The sequence below is a fragment of the Mesorhizobium sp. M0152 genome, assembly GCF_040322415.1.
Classification (GTDB): Bacteria; Pseudomonadota; Alphaproteobacteria; order Rhizobiales; family Rhizobiaceae; genus Mesorhizobium.
In genome coordinates this window covers 1-23,678 of record NZ_JAMYTH010000059.1, presented here as the reverse complement: position 1 = coordinate 23,678, position 23,678 = coordinate 1, and the positions used below count along the sequence as shown (strand labels likewise).

The window sequence follows — 23,678 nt, the reverse complement described above, 5'->3', positions numbered from 1 at the left end:
GCCCGATCCGGTTCATCACCACCCGCAGCCAGTCGGCGCAGGGAATGCCGAAATAGTAGGGCTGCAGACGCCGCAGGAAGTCGAGATGCCTGGTTCCCCACAGAACGATGTCGTCATAGTCGTCGCAGGCCGCCATCGTGCCGCAGACCACCAAAAGCAGCACCTCGCCGAGCGGATACATCACCTTGCACGGCTGGCGATCGTCCTTGATTGCCGAAAAATGCTCCAAAAGGCTCTTGCGCGGCGCGGCAACGACTTCGCTCATGGCTTCCTCCCGAATCTGCGGAAGCCTCTTGAATCACGCTAACCTACGCCCGGCCACAAAATTACACCCCGTCGTTAACCTGAACTCGTTGCCCTGGTAGCCTTTGCCTTACGGTAAGCACGGCCGCGGTCAAGGCAAACAGCAACATGATCAGCATTCCGTTAATGCGCCGCTGGGCGGCGGAAACGACCGCCTGCGCGGCGATCGGCACTTTTGCGTCGATGGCTCCGCGTGCATCGATCGCCAGCGCGTCGACGATGCGTCCGCGCGGGTCGACGACGGCCGAGATGCCGTTGTTGGCGGCACGCAACAATGGCAATCCATTCTCCACCGCCCGGATCTGAGCCTGCCTGAAATGCTGATACGGACCCGGCGTATCGCCGAACCACGCATCATTGGTGACGTTCACAATAAGCTGCGCTGACGTTGCGTCAACTGCCACAAGATCTGGAAAGATCACCTCATAACAGATAAATGGCAGGGCGCGGACGCCGCCGGGCAGCGCGATGGCGTGGCGCTCGTTGCCAGCCGTGAACGTCATGGGTCCAGCGACGAGTTGTTCGATGCCGAAACGGCCGAGCAGATCGGCAAAAGGCAGGTATTCGCCGAACGGCACCAGATGGACCTTGTCGACGGCGTCGGTGATTTCGCCTTTGTCGTCGATCGCCACCACCGAGTTGTAGTAGCGGCTGTCGGCGCCTGCCGCGGACCCGCCCTCCTCGCGAACGACGCCGGCGATCAGCATCTGGCCAGCGCCCAGCATATCGCCCAGCGCCGTCAATGCATCCGGCCGCTCGGCGAAGAGGAACGGCACCGAGGTCTCCGGCCAAAGGATCAGTTGCGGTTTTTCGTGACCGGGCTCCGGCGCCTTGGCGGACAAGCCCAGCAGGACCGCGAAGATGCGGTCGCGCACCGAGGCGTCCCACTTTTCCGTCAGATCCACGGCCGGTTGGACAATGCGGACATTCAGGCTTTGCGCCGCCGTGTTTTCCGGGGTGGTGAGCCTGAAATAACCGAACCCGACATGGGCGGCGGCGAGAACGACAAGCAGTGCTGCGCCCAGGCGAAGATGCCGGCGCGCCGCCAGCAACGCCGGCAGCGCGAAGACAAACACCGCCAGCGCGTTCATGCCGGCCATGCCGGTCACCGAGACGCTCTGCATCAGAAGGGGCACGGGCATCGCCGCGTAACCGATCGCATTCCAGGGAAAGCCAGTGAACAGCACACCGCGCAACCACTCGGCCAGGCCGAAGCCGAACGCCAGGGCAGCGATGCGGCCTATGTCGTTGCTCCATAGCGATCGGGCGATTACCGCGGCAAAGCCGTAGAAAAACGCGAGCGCGAAGGGAATGCCGACCACGGCCAAGGGAAGCGCCCAGGCAAAGCTGTCGGCCTCGACCAGCAGCGCCGAGCCAATCCACCACAGGCCGGCGAGGAAATAGCCGAAGCCGAACCACCAACCGACGGCGAAGGCAGGACGCAGGCGACGCAACAGGCTGCCGGAGGCCTCGCCGGTGGCGCCGTCGAGCAACCAGACCAGCAGCGGAAACGAGATGAAGCAGGCGGCGAAGAAATCGTACGGCGCCTGGCCAAGCACCGCCAGCGCCCCGGCCAGGAATGCCACGAGCGCACGTTGCCAACCCCAAAGCAGAATTATCCGGCCGCCAAGGCGCTCCATGCAGACTTCCAAGTCGTGCGAATCAGGATGCAAGATTTATCAGGCTGCGGCTTGCGTTCCAAACGCCGGATGATCAGCATCTCAGGCACGCAGCTACCGGTGCCAACCTTCGATGCGCAGATCGCCCAATTGTTCGGCGGCGACCGAAGCCGGGTCATCGACGTCATCGGGCGAGCGGGACGCTCAGGCCTGTTCGGTCCGGGCGGTGGCGCGCCGGCGTCGCTCGCCCTTCTGGCTCTGCACGATGCGCACACGCTTGACGCGGCGCGGATCGGCGTCGAGGACGTGGAATTCGAAGCCGGGAATGGCCTGCACCACCTCGCCGCGCGCCGGAACGCGCCCTAGCGTATTGAAGATCATGCCGCCGATCGTGTCGACATATTCGCCATGTTCGCCGGCGGCGAAGTCCCCGCCGATCATCTTGGCGACGTCGTCGATTTCGGCCTTGCCGTCGACGACGAAGACACCGTCGCCGGCCTGGGTGATCATCGGCTCGTCGTCGTCGTGCTCGTCCTCGATGTCGCCGACCACCATCTCGACAATGTCTTCGAGCGAGACAAGCCCATCCGTGCCGCCATATTCATCGATGACCAGCGCCATCTGCGTGCGCGTCGTCTGCATGCGCCCCATCAGGTCGGAGGCAAGCATCGACGGCGGCACGAACAGCACCGGGCGAATCAGACTCAGGTCGCCAATCGTGCGCGTCAGATCCACCTGAGCAAGGTCGAGAAGCGTGGCAGCGAGTATCTTCCTGGTCGTGCGGCCCTTCTTGACGCGCGCGATCTTGGTTATGTGGGCCAGCACGTCGCGAATGTGGACCATGCCGCGAGGGTCGTCGAGCGTCTCGGAATAGACCGGCATGCGGGAATGGCCGGACTGTTCGAACGTGCCCAGGAGATCGCCGAGCGTCGTCGTGATCTCGACCGCCTGGACGTCGGCGCGCGGCACCATGACGTCCTCGACGCGCACTTCGCGCAGGCGCAGGATGTTGTTGAGCATGGCGCGTTCGCCGGGCGAGAAGGACTCGGCATCGCTTGCCGTCTCGGCAAGCGCGCCGGCGATTTCCTCGCGCAGGCTGGTTCCGTTGCGTTGCCTGAACAGGCCAAGCACGCGGTCGAACAGGGAAGGGCCGGCAGGCGAAGACTCGCTGGCAACGCTGCCGGTAACGGTACTGGGACTAGACCCCTCTTCCGACGTATCGGAAGCCTTGGCGGCACTGCCGGCGTCGGGGCGGGCGGCAGTCTCTGGTTTGTCGTTCATCGTCGTCCGGTCAATTGGTCAGAAGTAGTTACGCGTAGGGATCGGGAATGGCAAGCCTTGCGAGCGCTGCGCGCTCGACGGACTCCATCTCCTCCGCTTCCGCGTCGGTCTCGTGATCGTAGCCCAGCAAATGCAGCAGGCCATGGATGACGAGATGGCTGATATGGTTGTCCAAGGGCTTTTCTTCCAGTGCCGCTTCGCGCGCCACGGTTTCGGCGGCGAGCACGATGTCGCCGAGCATCGGCGGCAGCGGACCGCCCTTGGGGAACGGAAAGGCCGGGAAAGACAGGACATTGGTCGGCTTGTCCTTGCCGCGCCAACCGGCATTGAGCGTGCGGATATGGGCGTCGTCGGAAAAAACGATGCTCAGCTCGGAATGCCCCTGCGCAGCCGTCTCGGCAAAAGCGGCAGCGACGGCCCAGTCGACAAGCCGCGAAAGTGCCGCTTCGTCCGGCCAGGTTCCCGCTTCGACCATGAGGTCGATGTCGACAGGCGGCGGCAAACCCGCCCCGCTCGGCCTTTGCGACTCAGTCATGGGCCCGCACGGTCAAAATCAGCCTTCGGTCCCCAGACCACGCGCAAGCTTGCCGTCACGGTCATAAGCCTTGACGATCTCGGCAACCAGCGGGTGCCTGACGACGTCGCCCTCGTTGAACCGGACGGTCACCATGCCGGTCACGCCATCGAGGATCCTGAGCGCCTCGACCAGTCCGGACTTGGTGTTCTGCGGCAAGTCGATCTGGGTCGGATCGCCGGTGACGATCATGCGCGAGTTTTCGCCGAGACGGGTCAGGAACATCTTCATCTGCATCGGCGTGGTGTTCTGCGCCTCGTCGAGGATGACCGCGGCATGCGCCAGCGTGCGGCCGCGCATGAAGGCGAGCGGCGCGATCTCGATCACCTCGGCGGCGATCGCACGTTCAACCTTGTCGGCCGGCATCATGTCGTAGAGCGCATCGTAGAGCGGCCGCAGATAGGGATCGACCTTCTCCTTCATGTCGCCGGGCAGGAAGCCCAGCCGCTCGCCGGCCTCGACGGCAGGCCGCGACAGCACGATGCGCTCGACCATGCCGCGTTCGAGCAGCATCGCCGCATGCGCCACCGCCAGATAGGTCTTGCCGGTGCCGGCCGGACCGATGCCGAACACCAGCTCCGACCGCTCCAGCGCCCGCATATAGGCGTCCTGAGTGAGCGAACGGGCATAGATCGTCTTCTTGCGGGTGGCGATCTGCGCGGCGGAGACCTTGCCCTTGCGCTCCAGCGTCGGCAACGTCAGCTGATCATCGGCGGCGACCGCCATGCGCACGGCGCCGTCGACGTCGGACTGGCCGATATCGACGCCTTTCTGGAGAATACCATAGAGGTTGTCCAGCGCCCGGCGTGCCTGTTCGGCGGCCGAAGCGGACCCCTTGATGGTCAGCTGATTGCCGCGCGAACGGATATCGACGCCGAGTTTCTGCTCGAGCCGGGCGAGATTTTCGTCAAACTGGCCATAAAGGGCGCTGGCAAGCTTATTGTTGTCGAACGTCAGAACGATATGCGCCATGTCAGAAGCCCCAGATGCCGGTACCGGGGGCAGATTCTTCAGCTCCGCTGCGCTCAACCGTCTCTCCTCATCTGCCGAGACCATCAGGCCAATTCGGCGAACAGGCTATTGTAGCCCGTCTTCGTGATTCGCACCTTGATAATGTCACCGATTTCGCCGGCGTTTTCATCAACAATAACTGGTTGCAGCCAAGGCGAGCGGCCGACCTTCTGGCCGGCCTGGCGGCCGGGCTTCTCGATCAGCGTATCGATGGTGCTGCCGACCAGGCTGGAACCAAAATCCTGCTGCTGCTTCAGGAGCAGCGCCTGCAGCCGCTGGAGGCGCTCGTCCTTGACCGTTTCCGGCACATGGTCGGGCATGTCGGCGCCCGGGGTGCCGGGTCGCGGCGAATATTTGAACGAAAAGGCCGAGGCGTAGTTCACCTGGCGCACCAGCTCCATGGTCGCCTCGAAATCCGCTTCGGTCTCCCCGGGGAAGCCGACGATGAAATCGCCGGAAAGCGCGATATCCGGACGCGCGGTGCGGATGCGGTCGAGCAGCTTGAGATAGCCCTTCGCGGTGTGCCTGCGGTTCATGGCCTTCAGGATGCGATCGGAGCCGGATTGCACCGGCAGATGCAAATAAGGCATCAGCGACGGCAGGTCGCGATGGGCCGCGATCAGTTCATCATCCATGTCACGCGGGTGGCTGGTGGTGTAGCGCAGCCGCGCCAGGCCGGGAATCTCGGCCAGCCTGAAAAGCAGCCGTCCGAGGCCCCACTCCTCGGTCTTACCCCCTTTGGTCTGGCCCAGGCCATGCCAGGCATTGACGTTCTGGCCGAGCAGCGTGACCTCGCGCACGCCTGCTTGCGCCAGACGCTCGGCCTCCGCGACGATCTGCGCCACCGGCCGCGACACTTCCGAGCCCCTGGTGTAGGGCACGACGCAGAAGGTGCAGAACTTGTCGCAACCTTCCTGCACGGTCAGGAACGCGGTGACGCCGCGCTTGATGAGCTCGGCGCGCCTTGGCTGCGGCAAATGCTCGAATTTGTCCTCGACGGCGTAGTCGGTCTCGACGATCTTCTCGCCGCCGCGCACCCTGGCCAGCACGTCGGGCAGGCGGTGATAGGTCTGCGGACCGATGACCAGATCGACGGCCGGCGAACGGCGAATGATCTCGGCGCCTTCGGCCTGGGCCACGCAACCAGCGACGCCGACCAGCATCTCACGGCCGGCTCCGGCGCGTTCTGCCTTCATATCGCGGATGCGGCCGAGTTCGGAATAGACCTTTTCGGCCGCCTTTTCCCTGATGTGGCAGGTGTTGAGCAGCACCAGATCGGCCTCGCCGATGGCGTCGGTGGCGGTGTAGCCGTCGGCTGCCAGCGCATCGCTCATGCGCTGTGAATCATAGACGTTCATCTGGCAGCCATAGGTCTTGATAAAAACCTTCCTGGTCGCCCCGGCCGGCACGGCCACTCCTTGACCGGCAGCGTCGATGTCGTCGCGTTCTATCGTGTTCAAGTCCATCTGGCGGCTTCTAACGCCTTTCCGTGACAAAAAACAGACGATTCTCCGATGCGGCCATCATCCGAATAGTTGGCGCTCAGCCCGCTTACCGGCTCGGACGAGGATCGGCGAGCGCCGCCTGCATCATTTCGCGCACCCGGCTTTCCATCAGCTTGGCCGTTTCCTTGCGGCTGGAGCCACTGGAAAATGCGATCGGCTCGCCGAAATGCACTTCGACATCGAGCCCGCCTTGCGCCATCAGCACCTTGAGATGCGGCATCAGGTCCTCGTCGCCGATCCATGCCGCGATTGGCCGATGCCGGCGGCCCATTGGCACGCCATGCAGACGCGTATAGGCGATAGCCACCGGCTGGATAAACACCTGTTCGGCGGCTCCTTCCGAAATCGCCATCGAGGCAGCGCCGAACAGCGTGCTCTTGAACGGCAGCATGATGTTGCCGTCGCCGGTCGAGCCTTCGGCGAACAGCACCATGGCGTCACCCTTGGCCATGCGGCTGCCGATCTCGCTGGCCTGGTCGCCCGAGGAGCGCTTGCGCTCGCGCTCGATGAAGACGGTGCGCTGCAATTTCGACAGCATGCCGATCAGCGGCCACCCTTCCATATCCGCCCTGGCGATGAATTTCACGTCGACCATCGAGCCGAGCACCATGATGTCGGTCCAGGAGATATGATTGGCCGCCACCAGCAACGGGCGTCCGGTCGACAGCGCGCCCTTGACGTGGATGCGCATGCCGAGCGCCCTGATGATCATCCTGTGCCAGATCTTGAGGATGAAGGTTTCCGGCCACCAACCGGTCTTCATCGACAGGATCTGCAATGGCACCAGCACCAGCGAGCCGGCGACGACGAGGCCCAGCGCCAGGAAAATCCTGATTTTTCCGATCATGCTGTCCTAGCCCTACCCGCCTCTGGCTAGCGAAGATCGCGGCGCATGACAAGCGCGCCGGTCGGCCCGCGATCGGGCGACTTGTAGTAGTCCGGACGCTTGCCGACTTCGCGGAACCCCAGCCGCCGGTAAAGCGCGATCGCGGCGACGTTGGTCTCGTCGACTTCCAGGAACAGCGCTTCGGCGCGTTGCACGTGCAGTTCGCGCAGCACCGCATCCATCAACTGCCAGCCCAGCCCCTGGCGGCGATGGGATCGCGCCACGGCGACGGTCAGGATCTCGCCCTCGCCGGCCGCCAGCCTGGCCAGGATGAAGCCGACCGGCGGCTTGGCGCCCTGGCCGGTCTCACGCGCGGCGTAGCCGAACACGGTGTCCTGTTCGAGCAAGGCTGCGAACTCACCGTCGGTCCAGGGCCGGACAAAATCCTCGCGGTGCAGCAGCGAGACCGCCGGACTGTCGGTGGTCTTCAGCGGCTCGAGGGCATAGTCCCGGCGGCGTGTTTGGAGAAAAGGTATGCGCATTATTTTCGTTTTCTTGTTGGACCATATTTTCGGAAAACCGGCTTCCACTTTTCGGGATCATGATCTCAGCCTTGAAAGCATGAACCCGGCCTGCGGCTTGGCGTCGGCGCCGCGCAGATAGAGCGGTTTCGGCCGTTCGCCCTCGCCCTTGGCGGCTGCCAGGCGGGCATAGGTGACGATGTCGGCGGTGGCCGTCTCGGGACCGGTTTCGAAGGCGCGCCCGGCCGAGATGGCGATCTGCCTCGCAGCGGTTCCGGCCAGCACTGAAGAATTTTCCGTCGCCATGGCGACGGCGTCGTTCAATGTAATAACCGCTGGACCGTAAGTCAAAGACGACATTTCATCGTACAGGGCGGCGTGGATTTCCTCGCGCCCGGCATCCAGCGCCGCAAGCACGGGACGGTCGGGAAATGCAGCGGCGGCCTCGGCGGCCAGCGCCTCGAGCGTCGTTACCCCGATCGCTGGAATTTTCAACGCCAGCGCAAGGCCGCGCGCGGTCGAGACACCGACGCGCAGACCGGTGAAGGAACCGGGGCCGACGGAAACGGCGATGGCGCCCAGATCGCCATATTGGATTGCGCTTGCCTTCAGCGCTTCAGCGATGACGGCCATCAGGTGCTCGGCGTGGCCCTTGCCGAGATCGAGCACCTGACGGCCAAGCTCCCGCTTCGCCGCCGCGTCATAGACGCAGGCGGCGCAGAGGCTGGCGGCACAGTCGATGGCAAGCAATCTCATGAAACGACCGGTTCGAAAAACAATTCCCTGTGCCCGCCACGGCGCGCCACCGCAAGGGGATAGTGCATAATTTGTTAAGCGGCTTCGCTTCGGCCCGGCGGGACGTTGTCTACGCCGCCGTCTCGATGCGCAGCATGTGGTTGTCCCAGACATAGTCCGGCTCGGATCGTGTCGCACCGCTGCCCTCGACGATTTCGCCGGTGCCCGTGGTGGCCATGAAACCCGCCCCGTCGGGCGCCAGTCCGCAGACCTCGACCAGGGCGTTCGACGAGACGACCCGCCCGCTCGGCGCATCGATCACGACCAGCGAATTGCCTTCCGGCGACGAGACCGCGACGGTGCCGGCAGCCGGGTTAGCGGCGACCGAGCCGATATAGTTGCGGAAGCCGGACAAGGTATCCTGCGGCATGTCGAGGAGCTGCAGATCCTTGCCGCGCGCCGCGCGGCCGACGAGCAGCGGGCGATCGGTGCCGGGTCCCCTGTACTGGCAACCGAACCAGACGGTGCCTGTCTGGTCGGCGTCCATATGGCGGATCGACAGCTGGTGCAGCGCCGCCGGCAATTCGTGCTTCTCGATGAGATCGCCGGTGACACGGTCGATGAGCACATAGGACGGCTTCATGGTGGCGATATTGAGTTCGGCGCGGCCATAGTCGGGATGGGTCTCGATGCCGCCATTGGCAACGGCGATCGTCCTGCCGTCGCCCAGGAGCAAGAGCTCGTGCGGCCCCATGCCATAGGTCGGGAATTCCCCGACGCGGCTGAATTTCGCCCGCGCGTCGTAGACGCCGACGACGCCGGCGGCGTTATCGAAATCGTTCTCGGTGGCGTAGAGCAAGGTGCCGTCGGTGGAGAATACGCCGTGGCCGAAGAAATGCCGGCCGGCGATGCTGGCGATGGTTAGCGGTTCGTCGCGGCCCGCATGATCGAAGACGACGGCAAAAGTCCCGGGCTGGCGGGCGAAGACCACCGAACGCTTCGATATTGGATCGAAGGTGACGTCGTGGCCGCGATCGGGCAGGTCGATCGCATGCAGCACCTTGCCGGCCTCGGACAGGACGGCGGCGCCATAACTGCCGTCACGCTTGACGAAGGCGGTGGCGAAGACGGCATCCGCCGCGAGCGTGTCCGCCCAGGCCGGAGGCGCCATTGCGGCAGCAAAACCGAGGCCTGCGGCCTTGAGGAAATCGCGACGGTCAATGAGGGAAGTTTTCATCAGACGCTCCCGGAGAATACAGGCCGAGGCATCTCAGATTTCGTCATCCTTGGGCGGAGCAGGAGCGCAGCTCCGTCGCGGAGACCCAAGGATCCTGCCTTTGGCCGAGGAATGCAGCCGAGTAGAATTCTGACCCGTTGCAGCGCCTTGCGGTCGCGGCATGGATCCTGGGGTCTGCGCCGCGTCGCTTCGCTCCTTGCTTCGCCCCAGAATGACGAAGCTGTGGGCGTTTCGGCCAATCTCAAGGTCACGCTCAGTCCCCATCCAGTGAGGAGAACCCCGCGGTCAGCCCGAATTCGGCGGTCAGCCTGGTACCGATCAAGGTCGACAGGCTGGAGGTGATCAGCGCGAAATGATCGAGTTTTTCACGCAGCGCCGGATCGGCGAGAGCCTTGTCGATCGGGCCGTTGATGGCCTTGGCGGTGGCGACACCATTGACCAGCTGGATATGGATCGATTCGGCCATCCAGCGCGCGTCGGGCGGCAGCGCGTCGCCAAGCTTCGATGCCTGGAACAGCGCATCGATGCCGGAAAGATTGCCGGCAAGCGAATTGGTGGTGTTTTGCGAGCGCCAGTAGATCGCTTGCTTCGGCTTGTCGGCGTCCGGCTTGGCGCCGAAAAACCCTTTCAGGCGCACGTCGCGAACCATTTCCAGCCCGTTGATGAAGACGCCGACCAGCTCGGTCACCGCTTCGTTGCCGTCGCGGTATAGCGCGTTCTGCGGCCCCGGATTGGCCCAAAGAGCCGCAAAGCCGTCCGGCTTGTTCCAGGCCGCGCTGACATCAGAAGCCATCGTTTCAATGTTGCCGGCGACAGCCGCGCCGTAGGCGCAACGATAAGGATCATCCTTGCCCGCCAGCGCATCGGCGCCATCGCCGAAAAGCACGAATTCCAGCGCGCCCAGCCCTTGCATGGCAACGCTCTTGCCGGCCAGTCGAGCCGGGTCGGTGGCGGTCGCGTCCTTGGCCGAAAGCGCTGCCTGCACCTGTTTCAGGCCGATGCTCTTGCGATCGGGCCAGAACAGCATGCGCTCCAGCCGGTTGTTCTCCTTGATCGGTCCGAAGCCGATGATTTCGGCTGACGACCAGGCATCGACCGCGGCCGAAAACCCCGCGCGCGCCGCATCGAGATGCTTTTGCGAGGGTGCCTGGCAAAGCGCGTGCATCGTCCCGGTCAGACGGCCGGCATGGTCATGCAGGCTGGCATAGGCCGGGCGGACAAAGCCGTCGATCGCGCGCTGGATGATTTTGGAGGCTTTCATCGCTGCCGGTGCCGGCGCGGCTCCCAAGAGAACAAACGGAAGAACGAGAAACAGCGCGCAACGCTTCAGCATCAAAGTGACTCCAGGAATTTGACCAGCGCGGCCCGGTCGCTTGCGTCTGCCGCGGCAAAGCGGTCGCGCGCCTTTTGCGCCTCGCCGCCATGCCAGAGGATCGCCTCGGTCAGGCTGCGTGCACGTCCATCGTGCAGAAAGAACGAGTTGCCGTTGACCGTTTCCGTCAAGCCAATACCCCATAGTGGCGGGGTGCGCCACTCGCTGCCCGTCGCGTCACCCATGGCCTGGCCGTCGGCCAAATCAGGCCCCATGTCGTGCAGCAGGAAGTCGGAATAGGGCCAGACCAGCTGGAAGGCCTGCGCCTTGTTGGGCGCATCGCGGCGGGTGACGAATTTCGGCGTGTGGCAGGAAACGCAGCCGATCTCGTAAAACAGTTTCTTGCCGGCGAGCACAGCCGGCGCATCGAGGTCGCGGCGCGCCGGCACGGCCAGGTTCTGCGAATAGAAGGTGACGAGGTCCATCACCGGGAGCGGCGCCTCGACCGGGCCAAGGCGCTCCTGCACGCCGTTGGGCATGGCGAGGCATTTTGCTTGTGCGGCGGTGCAGTCACCCCAGTGCTTGGGCGTTTCGGGCGTCGAGATGCCGATGTCGCCGGCAAAGGCATCCGCCGCCTGCTGGCGGATCGACGCCGTCTGCGCCTTCCAGCCGAACCGGCCAAGCGTCAGCTCGCCGCTCAGGCCGTCGCGCACGATGTTGGGCTTGCCGGAAATGCCGTCGCCATCGCGATCGCCGGGGTCGGCATGGCGAAGAATATCCGCCGGCGCGATCTGCTCTATCAGGCCGAGGCCGATCATCGGCGGCGTCAGGCGCGGCGACAGCGTGGTGCGCGGATCGAGCGGCCCGTCGCCAAGATCGGTGACCGAATAGCTGGGCTTGCGCAAGGAAATCACGCTGCCGTCCGCCAGCGTCATCTTCCGTTCCTGGTAATCGACATGCATGCTGCCTTCGCCGCGCAGGCCGGCCACGGCCAGCTCCTGCAATTGGCTGCCGTAGACCGGGTCGGGGAAGTTGAGCGCCTTGTGGTCGGCAAGCTGGGCTTTCTCCTCCTCGGTGCTCGCCTCGCGTGCCAGCCGCAGGAACATCGAGGTGGTACCAACATCACCTTGCGGCGGCCGGCCACGGCCATCCTTCAAATGGCAGTTCTGGCAGGCGCGTTCGTTGAACAGCGGGCCGAGCCCGTCCGACGCCTGCGTCGATGACGGCGACGACACCCAGTTCTTGCGGAACAGGGCGTTGCCGAGCTTGAAGCTGCCCTCTTCCTCGAAAGTGATGTTGGCCGAGGACTGCGAAAAAGCATCCCGATTGACGTCCTTTCTGGACGTCCCGGCGCCACCTTGCATCAGTTCGAACTGCTCGGGCCTGGAAAAATCCGACGTCGGCCGGGTGACGGCGGTGACGCGGGCCTGATCCTTCGCATTCAGGTCGGTGCGGCTGGTGGCGAGACCGGAAAGCTCGCCGGCCATCGCCGACGAGGCGAGCGCCACGGCGACGAAGACGCAGCGCCCACGAGCCAGTCCGGCCGGTGTTTTCTGAAGGGGCGGCGAGCCTTGGGCCCGCCGCAAGCGGCGCGAGAACTCTAAGGGGCGCCGCATTCCAGCATGCCCTTACTCCGCCTCGTCCGCCGATGCGGCGTTGAGCTGGCCGTATTTTTCCTCGCCGATCGAGGCAAGCAGATCGAGTTGCGTTTCGAGGAAATCGATGTGGCCTTCCTCGTCGGCAAGCAGTTCCTCGAACAGTTTCATGGACACGTAGTCGCCCGCTTCATTGCAGATCTCGCGCGAGCGCTTGTAGGCGGTACGCGCGTCATATTCGCCGGCGAGATCGGATTCGAGCACTTCCTTGACATTCTGCCCGATGCGCAGCGGCGCCACGGATTGCAGGTTCGGATGGCCCTCCAGGAAGATGATGCGGGCCACGAGCCGGTCGGCATGGTGCATCTCCTCGATGGATTCCGCCCGCTCCTTCTTGGCCAGCTTGGCGTATCCCCAATCTTCCAGCAGGCGGAAATGCACCCAGTACTGATTGACCGCTCCGAGCTCCAGAAAAAGCGCCTCGTTAAGCCGCTCGATGATCCGCGGATCGCCTTTCATGAATTCTGCTCCCGTATTGGACGCGCAGGCCTCTGACGCGATCCAGGTGTGAAACGATGTCCACGCCGCTCGCCTCCGAGCGGGCGTGGTAATTTTCGGTGACCCGAATAATCGTTTCGACCACATTTGGGAAGCAGCCGCAACAGCGACCACGCTTTTGCATGGCGTGGTAAACCTTCGCCGGAACAATGAGCTGCCAGGGATCCTGGTCCAGCAGACCGATGATCGTCTGCTCTATCTCCCTTTCGGTGATGATGTTGCAATGGCAGATCAGCATTGTGGTACTCGGATGGCTGACGGCGCCCTCCGCGCCGTGTGGCTTGATTTCTTACCGGCACCTGTCGCGAAGCCGATTGTCCGGCTCCGGATCAGGTGCCGTTTCTCGCGGCTTACTTGAACACCTTGTCGGGCGCGTCGAGGCTGTCCGAGCCCTCGAAGGCGATGGCATTGAGTTTCAGGGAGCCGACCGCACGTTCGATCGACTTGGTCTGGTCGACCAGCGCGTCGATCGCCGCCTGCACGGTGGCGTTGCCTTCCGCATTGCCCTCGGCGATCTGCTGGTCATAGGCCTCGCCGGCCAGCGCCCGCGCCTTGATCGCCTCCATTTTGGCGACGGTGACATCGAGCTTGTCCGACAATTCCTTGTCAATGGCCGGATCGACAGCCTTCACCATGTCGGCCACCGACGGTCCCGAAACGACGGTGCCGTCGAGCCTGACGTAGCTGGCGTGATAGGCGGCGCGGATGCCGATGGCGTCGTTGAGATGCGAGTTGTAGGTGTTGTCGGAAAAGCAGTCATGCTCTTCTTCCGGATCGTGCAGCAGCAGGCCGAGCTTCATGCGCTCGCCAGCCAGTTCGCCGTAGGACAGCGAACCCATGCCGGTGAAGATCGTCGAGATGGCGGTGTTCGGCTCGCCGTCGACGAGGGCCTTGCGAGCGGCACCATTTTCCTCCCAATTGCCGACCATCTCCTGAAGGTCGGAAACCAGAAGATCGCTGGCCGACTTGAGATACTGGGCGCGACGGTCGCAATTGCCGCCGGTGCAATTGTTGAGATCATAGTCTGTGTAGGGACGCTCGCCGGCGCCCGGGCCGGTGCCGTGCAGATCCTGGCCCCAGAGCAGGAATTCGATGGCGTGATAGCCGGTGGCGACATTGGCCTCGATGCCGCCGGCCCCCTGCAGCGTGCCGGAAAGGAATTCCGGCGAAAGCTTCGAAGCATCGACCTTCTTGCCGTTGATCTCGATCTCCTTATTGGCGATCACATTGGCCGTGTAGAGCGAATTCGCGTCCGATTCGGTGCCGTAGCTCTTGGCTACATAATCGATCAGGCCCTCGTCCAGCGGCCAGGAATTCACCTTGCCTTCCCAGTCGTCGACGATCTTGTTGCCGAAGCGGTAGACTTCGGTCTGCTGATAGGGAGCGCGCGATGCCTTCCAAGCCTCGCGGGCAGCGTTGAGCGTGTCCGCCGACGGCGTGGCAAGCAGGGCATCGACGGCCTTGTCGAGGGCCTGCGCCGTAGCCAGCGAATCCTCATATTTGGCCAGCGCGATGTCGGAATAGGCCTTGATCACCGCCTTGGGGTCGGTTTCCGCCTTGGCAGGCAGCACGAACACCGCCGCCGTCAGCAGGGCCGTGGCACCGATCGCCGCAAGCCTGCCGCCATATCGTGCTGTCATCATCGTTCTCCAGTTTCTCGGAAATTCTGTAAAAGGCGCGCGCGGCAACCGGCGCAGGGCCATGTGCATGCCACGGGGCACAAAGGATGCCGCGCCGTCGCGCGGTTCGCGGAAGAAAGACATCGAAATGCCTCCAATCGAAAGGGTTCAAGGCCCAGACATCAAAGGGGTGCGCTGACGCGCGAGCGTCCATAAAGCTGCGACGCCGCTGGAAGTCAACGAAAATCGACAGGAAAAACCAATCGAAACAACAGTTTAGAATTATTCTAAACTGAGTTAGTCAACTTTAGACCCTCCCCTGCACTGACTTCTCCTCCGTACTGTGCGATTGACAGCCGGCCATTCCGGGTGCGACCCGCAAAGCCGTCTTGCGGCGGCGCCAGACAATCGCCACTTGGCGAAGCGTCCTAAAATCGAATCGGGATCGGAATGCGATGAAGAACGGCGTGGTCATTGTCGGTGCGGGTCATGCGGGCGTGCAGGCGGCCGCCAGTCTGCGCGAGGACGGCTATGATGGCCCGGTAATCCTTGTCGGCGACGAGAACGAACTGCCCTACCACAAACCGCCGCTGTCGAAGACCTTCATCAAGGATGTCGAGGCAAAGCCGCAACCGCTGCGTGGCGAGGCTTTCTACACCGGCAGCGCCATCGACTACCGGCCGGGCATCCGGATCGACCGCATCGATGCCGGCCGCCGCAGCCTGGAGATATCAGGCGGCGGCGCGCTTGCCTTCGACCACCTGGTCCTGGCGACGGGATCGCGCCCGCGCATCCTGCCGCTGGCGGGATCGGACCTGTCCGGCGTTTTGTCGCTGCGCTCGCTGGCCGACGCGCGGCTGATCCGGGAATTGAGCGCGCGGAGCGAAGAGGTCGTGATCCTTGGCGGCGGCTTCATTGGGCTGGAGATCGCGGCGACGCTGCGGGCGGCCGGCCGCACGGTGACGGTGGTCGAAGCGGTGGACCGGCTGCTCGGCCGCGCCGTGGCGCCTGTCGTGGCGAGCCATGTCCGCCAAAGGCTGGAAGCGATCGGCGTGCGCATCCTCACCGGCACCTCGATTACCCGGCTCGAAGGCGAAAGCGGTCAGGTCACGGCCGCGATCACTTCGACTGGCGAAAGGCTGCCGGCGCACATGATCATCGTCGGCATCGGTGCCGTGCCCAATGTCGAACTGGCGCAGGACGCCGGCCTCAGCATCGCCAACGGCATTCGAGTCGATCACCAGATGCGCACTTCAGTGCCGGAAATCCTCGCCATCGGCGACGCCGCCTCCTATCGGCACTGGTTCACCGGCGGCGACGTACGCCTGGAATCGGTGCAGAACGCCACCGACCAGGCGCGCCTTGCCGCGCGCACGATCACCGGCCATGCCGACGTCTATTCGGCGGTGCCATGGTTCTGGTCAGACATCGGCGACATGAAATTGCAGATGGTTGGACTGACCGCCGGCGGCGACAGCCATGTCGTGCTGGGCGACCTGCCCGACAACAAATTCTCGATCTACCATTTTGCCGGCGACCGGCTGCTCGGCATCGAATCCGTCAACCGGCCCGGCGACCACATGCTTGGCCGCAAGATGCTGGGCGCCGGTTTCTCGCCGACGCCGCAGATGGTGACCGCGGGTCCAGACGGACTGAAAGCGGCGCTAGCCGCGTTTCAGCAGGCAGAGCCCGCTCACGCCGCCGGGTGACGCACCAGTTGTCGATCTCGGCGCCGCCCCTCATCTGCCTGCCGGCATCTTCTCCCCGTCAGTTACGGGGAGAAGGGAAGCGCTCCAACGCTGGCGGTCCCCCTCTCCCCGTTCTTCACGGGGAGAGGGTAAGGGTGAGGGGCGGCGCCGACATTTGGAATTTCAGCTCACGCAGCGCAGACTTCGCGGATCGAGCTTTCCAGAATGTCGAGTGCTTCGTTCATGACGCCGTCCTGGATGGTGATCGGCGCCAGGAAGCGGATGACGTTGCCATGGACGCCGCAGGTCAACAGGATCAACCCCTTGTCGAGCGCCTTCAGCCGGATCGCGTTGGCGATCTCGGCCGACGGCAGGCCCTTCTTGACGTCGTTGAACTCGACCGCGTTCATGAAGCCGAGGCCTCTGATATCGACGATCTCGGGCACGTCGTCGCGGATCGACTGCAGCCGCTGCTTCAGCCTTGCACCCAGCGTGTTGGCGCGGTCGCAGAGCTTCTCCTCGTCGATCACGTCGAGCACGGCATGAGCGGCGGCGACGCCTATCGGGCTGCCGCCATAAGTGCCGCCGAGCCCGCCGGGCCCGGGCGCATCCATGATCTCGGCGCGGCCGGTGACCGCCGACAACGGGAAGCCGCCGGCCAGGCTCTTGGCCATGGTGGTGATGTCGGCAGCCACCTCATGATGATCCATCGCGAACATCTTGCCGGTACGGGCAAAGCCGGTCTGCACCTCGTCGGCGATCAGAAGCATGCCATGCTGGTCGCAGAGATTGCGCAGCGCCGTCAGGAACTCACGCGGCGCCTCATAGAAGCCGCCCTCGCCCTGGACCGGCTCGATGATGATGGCGGCGACACGGGCCGGGTCGACATCGGCCTTGAACAGCCGGTCGAGCGCTGCCAGCGAATCGGCCACCGACACGCCGTGCAGCGGCACCGGGAACGGCGCGTGGTAGACGTCGCCCGGCATGGCACCGAAGCCGACCTTGTAGGGAACGACCTTGCCGGTCAGCGCCATGCCCATGAAGGTGCGGCCATGAAAGCCGCCGGCGAAGGCGATGACGGCCGGACGCCCGGTAGCGTTGCGGGCGATCTTGATGGCGTTCTCGACCGCCTCGGCGCCGGTGGTGACGAAGATCGTCTTTTTCTCGAACTTGCCGGGCAGCATGCCGTTCAGCCGTTCGGCCAGCCGCACATAGCTCTCATAAGGCACCACCTGGTGGCAGGTGTGGGTGAAGCGGTCGAGCTGGGCCTTGACCGCCTCGATCACCTTGGGGTGACGGTGGCCGGTGTTGACGACCGCGATGCCCGACGAGAAGTCGATGTAGCGGCGACCTTCCACATCCCAGATTTCCGAGTTCTCGGCCCGGTCGGCGTAAATCTGCGTGGTCATGCCGACGCCGCGCGAGATCGACTGGTTCTTGCGTTCGGAAATGGCTGAGTTTTTCATGATGTCCCTCATCGAGCCGGCGCCCGTTCTTGTTTGATCAGATGTCTTCTGACCTTATTTCAGGTTTTCCTCAAGTCGGCACCGCGGCAGGCAATTGGGCCTGCGGCCAGACGGATTGCCCCCGGGCAGCCTGGCGCAGGTGCGGCCCAGAGGCAACGAATCCGCGTTAAAGGGTTCCTTCGGAGTCTTCGCCGGCGCCGCTGTCGATGGAGCATTGAACGGAAAAACCGCCCGTGCGGCGGTCGCTGGCGCAACTCAACACCATGAGTGAATATCTACCATAGCTGCACTCACCTGTCAAGAAAAAATTCCTATTCTGAAAGGCTGCCGGCACAGCGGGACTGTCCGTCGTCAGGTCTTGTCGATCCGAGTTCGGAGCCCTGATACGCATGCGAGGCCGGTTTCCTTTTTCGGGGGATCGATTATCCTGCCGGGGTCCGCGAGGCGAGCGGCCCACGGCTGAGGGAGCACATGAGCAGGAACGCGACATCGTCCGTCTCGCCGCCATTGGTCAAAACTTCCAATCTTTTGTCTTCTCCAACCGGCGTAGCGCTTTTCGCCTGCACGGCAGCCCTGCTTTTGGCCGGCTGCCAGAAACAGGAGGCGGCAGATAAGAAGCTGCCGGTCATGGTGCGTACCGAGACCGTGGCAATGGCCGATTATGCGCCGAGAACCTCGCTGACCGGGGTGATCGCGGCGCGTACGCTGAACAATTTGTCGTTCCGGGTCGGCGGCCGCGTCGCCGAGCGGCTTGTCGATGTCGGCCAACACGTCGATGAAGGTACCGTGCTTGCCCGCATCGACCCGCAGGAGCAGGAATCCGATTTGCGCTCGGCGCAGGCCGATCTCGACGCTGCTCAGGCGCAGTTGACGCAGGCCGCCGCCGCCTTCGAGCGGCAGAAGACGCTGCTTGCACAAGGTTTCACTACCAGGCGCGACTACGACGCTGCCGACCAGGCGCAGAAGGTGGCGCAAGGCAGCGTCGACGCCGCGCGGAGCGCACTGGCCAACGCCCAGCAAAACTTATCCTTCACCGAGCTCAAGGCAGGTGCCGGCGGCGTGATCACCGCCCGCCAGGTCGAAACCGGCCAGGTGGTGCAAGCGGCGCAGACCGTCTTCACCGTTGCCGAAGACGGCGACCGCGACGCGGTGTTCAACGTGCAGGAAATGCTGGTCGCTAAGACGCCGGCCTCTCCGGCGGTGACGATCACGCTGTTGTCCGATCCGCAGGTCAGGACGACAGGCAAGGTGCGTGAAATCTCGCCGGCGGTTGACCCGGCTTCGGGCTCGGTCCGCGTGAAGGTAGGCATTCCCGACACGCCCGCCGGCATGCCGTTGGGGGCGGCCGTCATTGGTTCGGTCAGCGCCAAACCGGCCAAGGCGATCCTGCTGCCCTGGGAGGCGCTGACGTCCAGCGCCGGCAAGCCGGCGGTCTGGGTCGTCGACCCCTCGACCAAGGCGGTGACGACGGTGCCGGTCGACGTGCTGGCTTTCAATTCAGGCACGGTCGTGATCGCCAAGGGGCTGGACGAAGGGCAAAGCGTCGTTACATCGGGTGGTCAGCTTCTCAGTCCTGGACAGACGGTCGAGATATCGGGAGCGGGCCAATGAGCCGGCTGAGGCACGTGCTGCTTGGGCTGTTTGCACTTGGCACGCTCGCCGCCTGCTCGAAGTCGGATGAAAAGCCCCCGGAGATCATCCGGCCGGTTTTGTCGGTCATGATCGAACCGCGCACCACGCAGACCTTCGGCTTCGCCGGCTCGGTCGAGCCGCAGTTCAGCGCCGATCTTGCCTTTCGCTTGCTCGGCCGGGTCGTCTCGCGCGACGTCAAGGTCGGCGACATCGTCAGCAAGGGCACGACGATCGCCACGCTCGACCCGACCGCGCTGGAGCTCGCCGTCCAGGCGGCCAAGGCTGAACTCTCCAACGCGGAGGCGCAGTTCGCCAACGCCGCCGCCAGCGAGGAACGCCAGCGCCAGCTGCTCGCCGCCGCCAACACCTCGCAGGCCGTGTTCGATGCCGCGCAGCAGGCAAGGAAGGCGGCTGAAGCCAACGTCGAACGGGCCAAGGCCTCGCTTGCCAAGTCGCAGGAGCAGCTCGGCTATGCCAGGCTGTTCTCCGATTTCGACGGCGTCGTCACCGCCGTGGGAGCCGAGGTCGGCCAGACGGTGTCGCCCGGCCAGACGGTCGTCACCGTGGCACGCTCGGACCTGCGCGAAGCCGTGGTCGATATTCCCGACCAACTGACCGGCGATCTCACGGCCGGCACACCGTTCCAGGTCATCCTGCAATCGCTGCCGACGATCCAGACCGAGGCCAAGCTGCGCGAGATCGCGCCGCAGGCCGAGGGCTCGACCCGCACCCGCCGCGTCCGGCTGGCGCTGACCGATCCGCCGCAGGCATTCCGGCTCGGTTCGACGGTAACGGCGACCCGCATGACCAAGGTGGCGCCGACGATCGAACTGCCGCTGTCAGCGCTACTCCAAAAGAATGGCTCCGACAGAGTGTGGATCGTCGATCCGCGGACCTCGAGCGTGAGCACGCGCGAAATCAAGATTGCCTCGAAGAGCGGCGGGATCTTCACGGTGACGGAGGGACTGGAGGCCGGCATGCGCGTCGTCACCGCCGGCGTGCATAGCCTGACGGAAGGTCAGAAGGTCAAGCTGCCCGCGGGAGGTGCCTCATGAAGGGCTTCAACCTCTCCGACTGGGCGCTCGGCCACCGCTCGCTGGTGTGGTACTTCATGCTGGTCTTCGTCGTGGCAGGCATTTTCGCCTATCTCAATCTCGGCCGCGAGGAAGACCCCGCCTTCACCATCAAGACCATGGTGATCCAGGCCAATTGGCCGGGCGCATCGGTCAACGAGACGGTGCGGCAGGTTACCGACCGGATTGAGAAGAAGCTCGAGGAGCTGGACAGCCTCGACTTTACGAAATCCGTCACCACCGCCGGCAAGACCGTCATCTTCGTCAACCTGAAGCCGACCACCAAGGCGCGCGACGTCGTGCCGACTTGGTTGCAGGTGCGAAACATGGTCAACGACACCTGGTCGCAATTTCCGCAAGGCGTGGTCGGCCCGTTCTTCAACGACCGCTTCGGCGACGTCTACGGCAACATCTACGCCTTCACGTCGGACGGGCTGACGCCGCGCCAGCTACGCGACTATGTCGAGGATGTCCGCACCAAGATCCTGACCGTGCCCAATGCCGGCAAGGTCGACCTGGTCGGTGCTCAGGACGAAGCGATCTATCTCGAATTCTCGACCCGCCAGATCGCGGCGCTTGGCCTCAACCAACAGGCGATCGTGGCCAGCCTCCAGGCGCAGAACGCGATCACCCCATCGGGCGTCATCCAGTCCGGACCGGAACGCATCAGCGTGCGCGTCGGCGGTCAGTTCACCTCGCAGGAGAGCCTTCGCGCCATCAACCTGCGCGTCAACGACCGTTTCTTCCGCCTGAGCGACGTGGCGACGATCACGCGGGGCTATGCCGATCCCCCGGACGCGTTGTTCCGTTTCAACGGCCAGGACGCCATCGGGCTCGCCATCGGCATGAAGCCCAACGCCAATCTGCTGCAATTCGGCGAGGCGCTGCACGAGGCGATGGACAAGGTGCTGGCCGACCTGCCTGTGGGCGTCGGCGTGCATCTTGTCGCCGACCAGCCCGTCATCGTCGAGGAGGCCGTCTCCGGTTTCACGCGCGCCTTATTCGAGGCCGTCGCCATCGTGCTCGCGGTGTCGTTCATCAGCCTCGGCATGCGCGCCGGCTTCGTCGTGGCGCTGTCGATCCCGCTGGTGCTGGCCATCACCTTCACCGTCATGGCCTATCTCGGCATTTCTTTGCAGCGCATTTCGCTGGGCGCGCTGATCATCGCGCTCGGCCTGCTGGTCGACGATGCGATGATCGCGGTCGAGATGATGGTGGCGCGGCTTGAGCTCGGCGACAATCTGCGCAAGGCGGCGACCTATGTCTACACCTCGACCGCCTTCCCGATGCTGACCGGTACGCTGGTGACGGTCGCAGGCTTCATCCCGATCGGCCTCAACAACAGCGCCGCCGGCGAATACACCTTCACGCTGTTCGTCGTCATCGCCGTGTCGCTTCTTGTGTCATGGATCGTGGCGGTGCTGTTCGCGCCGCTGCTCGGCGTCACCATCCTGCCGGCGACGATGAAGGCCAAGCATCACGACCAGCCGGGGCGCTTCACCTCGCTGTTCCGGCGCGTGCTTGTCGGCTCGATGCGCCATCACTGGCTGACCATCATCGCCACGGCGCTGTTGTTTGCCGCTTCGCTGGCCGGCTTCGGCCTCGTCCAGCAGCAGTTCTTCCCGCCGTCAGACCGTCCTGAACTGATCGTAGACTGGAACCTGCCGCAGAATTCGTCGATCGCCGAGACGCGGGACCAGATGGAGAGGTTCGAACAGCGGGCGCTGGCCGCCAATCCCGATATCGACCATTTCAGCTCCTATATCGGCCAGGGCGCGGTGCGCTTCGTGCTGACCTTTGACGTGCAGCCGTCCAATCCCTATTTCGGCCAGACCGTCATCGTCACCAAGAGCATCGAGGCGCGCAACCGGGTGAAGCCGGCGCTGGAGAAGCTGTTGCGCGAGGAGTTCGTCGGCACCGACGCCTTCGTCAAGCCACTCGAGCTTGGACCGCCGGTCGGCCGTCCGGTGCAGTACCGCGTCGGCGGTCCCGATATCCAGACGGTGCGGGAACTGGCACAGCAATTCGCCGGAATCATTTCCGCCAATGCCATGCTTGCCGCGCCGACCTTCGACTGGAACGAACCGCAGCGCGTGCTGAGGGTCGACGTGCTGCAAGACAAGGCGCGCCAGCTCGGCATCACCTCTTCCGATATCGCCAGCGCGCTGAACAGCACGGTCGGCGGCGCCACCATCACGCAGGTGCGCGACGCCACCTATCTGATCGATGTCGTCGTCCGCTCCCGCGAGGCCGAACGCGGCTCGATCGAGACGCTGCAGAACATGCAGCTGCCGACCGGAACCGGCGAAGCGATCCCGCTCGCGGCGGTGGCCAATTTCCGCTACGACCTCGAACAGCCGACGGTCTGGCGGCGCGACCGCATTCCAACCATCACCGTGGGCGCCGGTCTGGTCGGCGACGTATTGCCGGCCACGGTCGTCAACGAGCTGAAGCCATCGGTCGACGCCTTCATCGCCAAGCTGCCGCCCGGCTATTCGGTGGAGACCGCCGGCTCAGTCGAGGAAAGCGCCAAAAGCCAGGGCCCGATCGCAGCCGTGGTGCCGCTGATGCTGTTCGTGATGGCGACGATCCTGATGGTGCAGTTGCAAAGCTTCCAGCGCCTGTTCCTGGTGGTGGCGGTGGCGCCACTCGGGCTGATCGGCGTGGTGGCCGCACTGGTCCCAAGCGGCGCGCCACTCGGCTTCGTCGCCATTCTCGGCGTGCTGGCGCTGATCGGCATCCTGATCCGCAACTCGGTCATCCTGATCGTGCAGATCGAGGATCTCGTCACCGAGGGCAGGGATCGCTGGGCCGCCGTCATCGAAGCAACCGAGCACCGCATGCGGCCGATCGCCCTGACGGCGGCAGCCGCCAGCCTGGCGCTGATCCCGATCGCGCGCGAAGTGTTCTGGGGGCCGATGGCCTACGCCATGATGGGCGGCATCATCGCCGGCACGGCCATCACGCTGCTGTTCCTGCCGGCGCTTTATGTGACGTGGTTCCGGATCAAGGAGCCGAAAAGTGCTGAACCGACAGGTGATGCGATTGCCGAAGGCAACGCGGCCCGAAGTTAGGTTCGCGTTCCGTCGCGCCCCCCTCTGCCCTGCAGGGCAGAGGCGGGAT

At 64.3% G+C, this 23,678-nt stretch carries 20 protein-coding genes; 4 read left to right on the top strand and 16 right to left on the bottom strand.

All coding sequences use genetic code 11. The features are described from left to right. The 15 genes from NKJ26_RS31030 to NKJ26_RS30960 form a co-directional block, all read right to left on the bottom strand. A partial coding sequence (locus tag NKJ26_RS31030) for a transposase family protein (RefSeq protein WP_352699463.1) occupies positions 1–265 on the bottom strand: 265 nt, incomplete at its 3' end. A gap of 61 nt (positions 266–326) precedes the next feature. Then, on the bottom strand, positions 327–1,943 hold the full coding sequence (lnt, locus tag NKJ26_RS31025; protein ID WP_352699461.1) for an apolipoprotein N-acyltransferase: 1,617 nt from the start codon (positions 1,941–1,943) through the stop codon (positions 327–329). A 183-nt stretch (positions 1,944–2,126) separates the two neighbouring features. Further along, positions 2,127–3,203 (bottom strand): hemolysin family protein, encoded by a 1,077-nt coding sequence (locus tag NKJ26_RS31020; RefSeq protein WP_027026618.1) that lies wholly within the window; start codon positions 3,201–3,203, stop codon positions 2,127–2,129. A 28-nt stretch (positions 3,204–3,231) separates the two neighbouring features. Continuing rightward, positions 3,232–3,738 carry an rRNA maturation RNase YbeY gene (ybeY, locus tag NKJ26_RS31015; protein WP_352699459.1) on the bottom strand — a complete coding sequence of 169 codons (507 nt, stop codon included), beginning with the start codon at positions 3,736–3,738 and terminating at the stop codon, positions 3,232–3,234. A gap of 18 nt (positions 3,739–3,756) precedes the next feature. After that, positions 3,757–4,749, bottom strand: a complete 993-nt coding sequence (locus NKJ26_RS31010; protein WP_027026620.1) for a PhoH family protein — start codon at positions 4,747–4,749, stop codon at positions 3,757–3,759. Positions 4,750–4,832: 83 nt separating this feature from the next. Then, on the bottom strand, positions 4,833–6,254 hold the full coding sequence (gene miaB, locus NKJ26_RS31005; RefSeq protein WP_352699457.1) for a tRNA (N6-isopentenyl adenosine(37)-C2)-methylthiotransferase MiaB: 1,422 nt from the start codon (positions 6,252–6,254) through the stop codon (positions 4,833–4,835). Positions 6,255–6,339: 85 nt separating this feature from the next. Further along, complete coding sequence (olsA, locus tag NKJ26_RS31000) at positions 6,340–7,140, bottom strand: lyso-ornithine lipid O-acyltransferase (protein ID WP_352699455.1); 801 nt, start codon at positions 7,138–7,140, stop codon at positions 6,340–6,342. Positions 7,141–7,166: 26 nt separating this feature from the next. After that, positions 7,167–7,661 carry a ribosomal protein S18-alanine N-acetyltransferase gene (gene rimI / locus NKJ26_RS30995; RefSeq protein ID WP_352699453.1) on the bottom strand — a complete coding sequence of 165 codons (495 nt, stop codon included), beginning with the start codon at positions 7,659–7,661 and terminating at the stop codon, positions 7,167–7,169. A 57-nt stretch (positions 7,662–7,718) separates the two neighbouring features. After that, positions 7,719–8,396, bottom strand: a complete 678-nt coding sequence (tsaB, locus tag NKJ26_RS30990) for a tRNA (adenosine(37)-N6)-threonylcarbamoyltransferase complex dimerization subunit type 1 TsaB (protein ID WP_352699451.1) — start codon at positions 8,394–8,396, stop codon at positions 7,719–7,721. Positions 8,397–8,505: 109 nt separating this feature from the next. After that, positions 8,506–9,612, bottom strand: coding sequence for a DUF1513 domain-containing protein (locus NKJ26_RS30985; RefSeq protein WP_352699449.1), 1,107 nt, complete (start codon positions 9,610–9,612; stop codon positions 8,506–8,508). Positions 9,613–9,865: 253 nt separating this feature from the next. Next, complete coding sequence (locus NKJ26_RS30980; RefSeq protein WP_352699447.1) at positions 9,866–10,945, bottom strand: imelysin family protein; 1,080 nt, start codon at positions 10,943–10,945, stop codon at positions 9,866–9,868. Further along, complete coding sequence (locus tag NKJ26_RS30975) at positions 10,945–12,540, bottom strand: di-heme oxidoreductase family protein (RefSeq protein ID WP_352699445.1); 1,596 nt, start codon at positions 12,538–12,540, stop codon at positions 10,945–10,947. Before NKJ26_RS30975 ends, NKJ26_RS30980 begins: the two co-directional genes overlap by 1 nt. A 12-nt stretch (positions 12,541–12,552) precedes the next feature. Beyond that, the gene (gene bfr / locus NKJ26_RS30970; protein ID WP_352604809.1) at positions 12,553–13,038 is read right to left on the bottom strand and encodes a bacterioferritin; all 486 of its coding nucleotides are present in this window, start codon (positions 13,036–13,038) and stop codon (positions 12,553–12,555) included. After that, positions 13,004–13,315 (bottom strand): (2Fe-2S)-binding protein, encoded by a 312-nt coding sequence (locus tag NKJ26_RS30965; RefSeq protein ID WP_352604811.1) that lies wholly within the window; start codon positions 13,313–13,315, stop codon positions 13,004–13,006. Before NKJ26_RS30965 ends, bfr begins: the two co-directional genes overlap by 35 nt. Before the next feature lie 112 nt (positions 13,316–13,427). Continuing rightward, positions 13,428–14,717, bottom strand: a complete 1,290-nt coding sequence (locus NKJ26_RS30960) for an imelysin family protein (RefSeq protein WP_352699443.1) — start codon at positions 14,715–14,717, stop codon at positions 13,428–13,430. Between the two features lie 434 nt (positions 14,718–15,151). Here NKJ26_RS30960 and NKJ26_RS30955 point away from each other — a divergent pair, with 434 nt between their 5' ends. Continuing rightward, the gene (locus NKJ26_RS30955; RefSeq protein ID WP_352699441.1) at positions 15,152–16,405 is read left to right on the top strand and encodes an NAD(P)/FAD-dependent oxidoreductase; all 1,254 of its coding nucleotides are present in this window, start codon (positions 15,152–15,154) and stop codon (positions 16,403–16,405) included. Positions 16,406–16,572: 167 nt separating this feature from the next. Here the strand turns inward: NKJ26_RS30955 and NKJ26_RS30950 are convergent, their stop codons facing one another. Then, complete coding sequence (locus tag NKJ26_RS30950) at positions 16,573–17,850, bottom strand: 4-aminobutyrate--2-oxoglutarate transaminase (RefSeq protein ID WP_352699439.1); 1,278 nt, start codon at positions 17,848–17,850, stop codon at positions 16,573–16,575. 471 nt (positions 17,851–18,321) lie between these two features. On the opposite strand from NKJ26_RS30950, the gene NKJ26_RS30945 reads away from it, so the two are divergent. Genes NKJ26_RS30945 through NKJ26_RS30935 form a run of 3 tightly spaced genes read left to right on the top strand, consistent with a single transcriptional unit; the run spans position 18,322 to position 23,629 of the window. After that, entirely contained in the window at positions 18,322–19,461 is a 1,140-nt protein-coding gene (locus NKJ26_RS30945) for an efflux RND transporter periplasmic adaptor subunit (RefSeq protein ID WP_352699437.1), read from the top strand. Then, on the top strand, positions 19,458–20,537 hold the full coding sequence (locus NKJ26_RS30940; RefSeq protein ID WP_352699435.1) for an efflux RND transporter periplasmic adaptor subunit: 1,080 nt from the start codon (positions 19,458–19,460) through the stop codon (positions 20,535–20,537). The genes NKJ26_RS30945 and NKJ26_RS30940 overlap by 4 nt, the downstream gene beginning before the upstream one ends. Further along, positions 20,534–23,629, top strand: coding sequence for an efflux RND transporter permease subunit (locus tag NKJ26_RS30935; protein ID WP_352699433.1), 3,096 nt, complete (start codon positions 20,534–20,536; stop codon positions 23,627–23,629). Before NKJ26_RS30940 ends, NKJ26_RS30935 begins: the two co-directional genes overlap by 4 nt. Positions 23,630–23,678: the final 49 nt, after the last annotated feature.

Bases quoted from the DNA above. Each gene is read 5' to 3' on its own strand.
- NKJ26_RS30935 (WP_352699433.1), top strand. From the start codon at position 20,534: ATGAAGGGCTTCAACCTCTCCGACTGGGCGCTCGGCCACCGCTCGCTG.
- NKJ26_RS30965 (WP_352604811.1), bottom strand. From the start codon at position 13,315: ATGCTGATCTGCCATTGCAACATCATCACCGAAAGGGAGATAGAGCAG.
- NKJ26_RS30950 (WP_352699439.1), bottom strand. From the start codon at position 17,850: ATGAAAAACTCAGCCATTTCCGAACGCAAGAACCAGTCGATCTCGCGC.
- NKJ26_RS30975 (WP_352699445.1), bottom strand. From the start codon at position 12,540: ATGCGGCGCCCCTTAGAGTTCTCGCGCCGCTTGCGGCGGGCCCAAGGC.
- NKJ26_RS31020 (WP_027026618.1), bottom strand. From the start codon at position 3,203: ATGAACGACAAACCAGAGACTGCCGCCCGCCCCGACGCCGGCAGTGCC.
- NKJ26_RS30985 (WP_352699449.1), bottom strand. From the start codon at position 9,612: ATGAAAACTTCCCTCATTGACCGTCGCGATTTCCTCAAGGCCGCAGGC.
- NKJ26_RS30955 (WP_352699441.1), top strand. From the start codon at position 15,152: ATGAAGAACGGCGTGGTCATTGTCGGTGCGGGTCATGCGGGCGTGCAG.
- NKJ26_RS30980 (WP_352699447.1), bottom strand. From the start codon at position 10,945: ATGCTGAAGCGTTGCGCGCTGTTTCTCGTTCTTCCGTTTGTTCTCTTG.
- olsA (WP_352699455.1), bottom strand. From the start codon at position 7,140: ATGATCGGAAAAATCAGGATTTTCCTGGCGCTGGGCCTCGTCGTCGCC.
- ybeY (WP_352699459.1), bottom strand. From the start codon at position 3,738: ATGACTGAGTCGCAAAGGCCGAGCGGGGCGGGTTTGCCGCCGCCTGTC.
- bfr (WP_352604809.1), bottom strand. From the start codon at position 13,038: ATGAAAGGCGATCCGCGGATCATCGAGCGGCTTAACGAGGCGCTTTTT.
- NKJ26_RS31010 (WP_027026620.1), bottom strand. From the start codon at position 4,749: ATGGCGCATATCGTTCTGACGTTCGACAACAATAAGCTTGCCAGCGCC.
- miaB (WP_352699457.1), bottom strand. From the start codon at position 6,254: ATGGACTTGAACACGATAGAACGCGACGACATCGACGCTGCCGGTCAA.
- rimI (WP_352699453.1), bottom strand. From the start codon at position 7,661: ATGCGCATACCTTTTCTCCAAACACGCCGCCGGGACTATGCCCTCGAG.
- NKJ26_RS30945 (WP_352699437.1), top strand. From the start codon at position 18,322: ATGAGCAGGAACGCGACATCGTCCGTCTCGCCGCCATTGGTCAAAACT.
- tsaB (WP_352699451.1), bottom strand. From the start codon at position 8,396: ATGAGATTGCTTGCCATCGACTGTGCCGCCAGCCTCTGCGCCGCCTGC.
- NKJ26_RS30960 (WP_352699443.1), bottom strand. From the start codon at position 14,717: ATGACAGCACGATATGGCGGCAGGCTTGCGGCGATCGGTGCCACGGCC.
- lnt (WP_352699461.1), bottom strand. From the start codon at position 1,943: ATGGAGCGCCTTGGCGGCCGGATAATTCTGCTTTGGGGTTGGCAACGT.
- NKJ26_RS30940 (WP_352699435.1), top strand. From the start codon at position 19,458: ATGAGCCGGCTGAGGCACGTGCTGCTTGGGCTGTTTGCACTTGGCACG.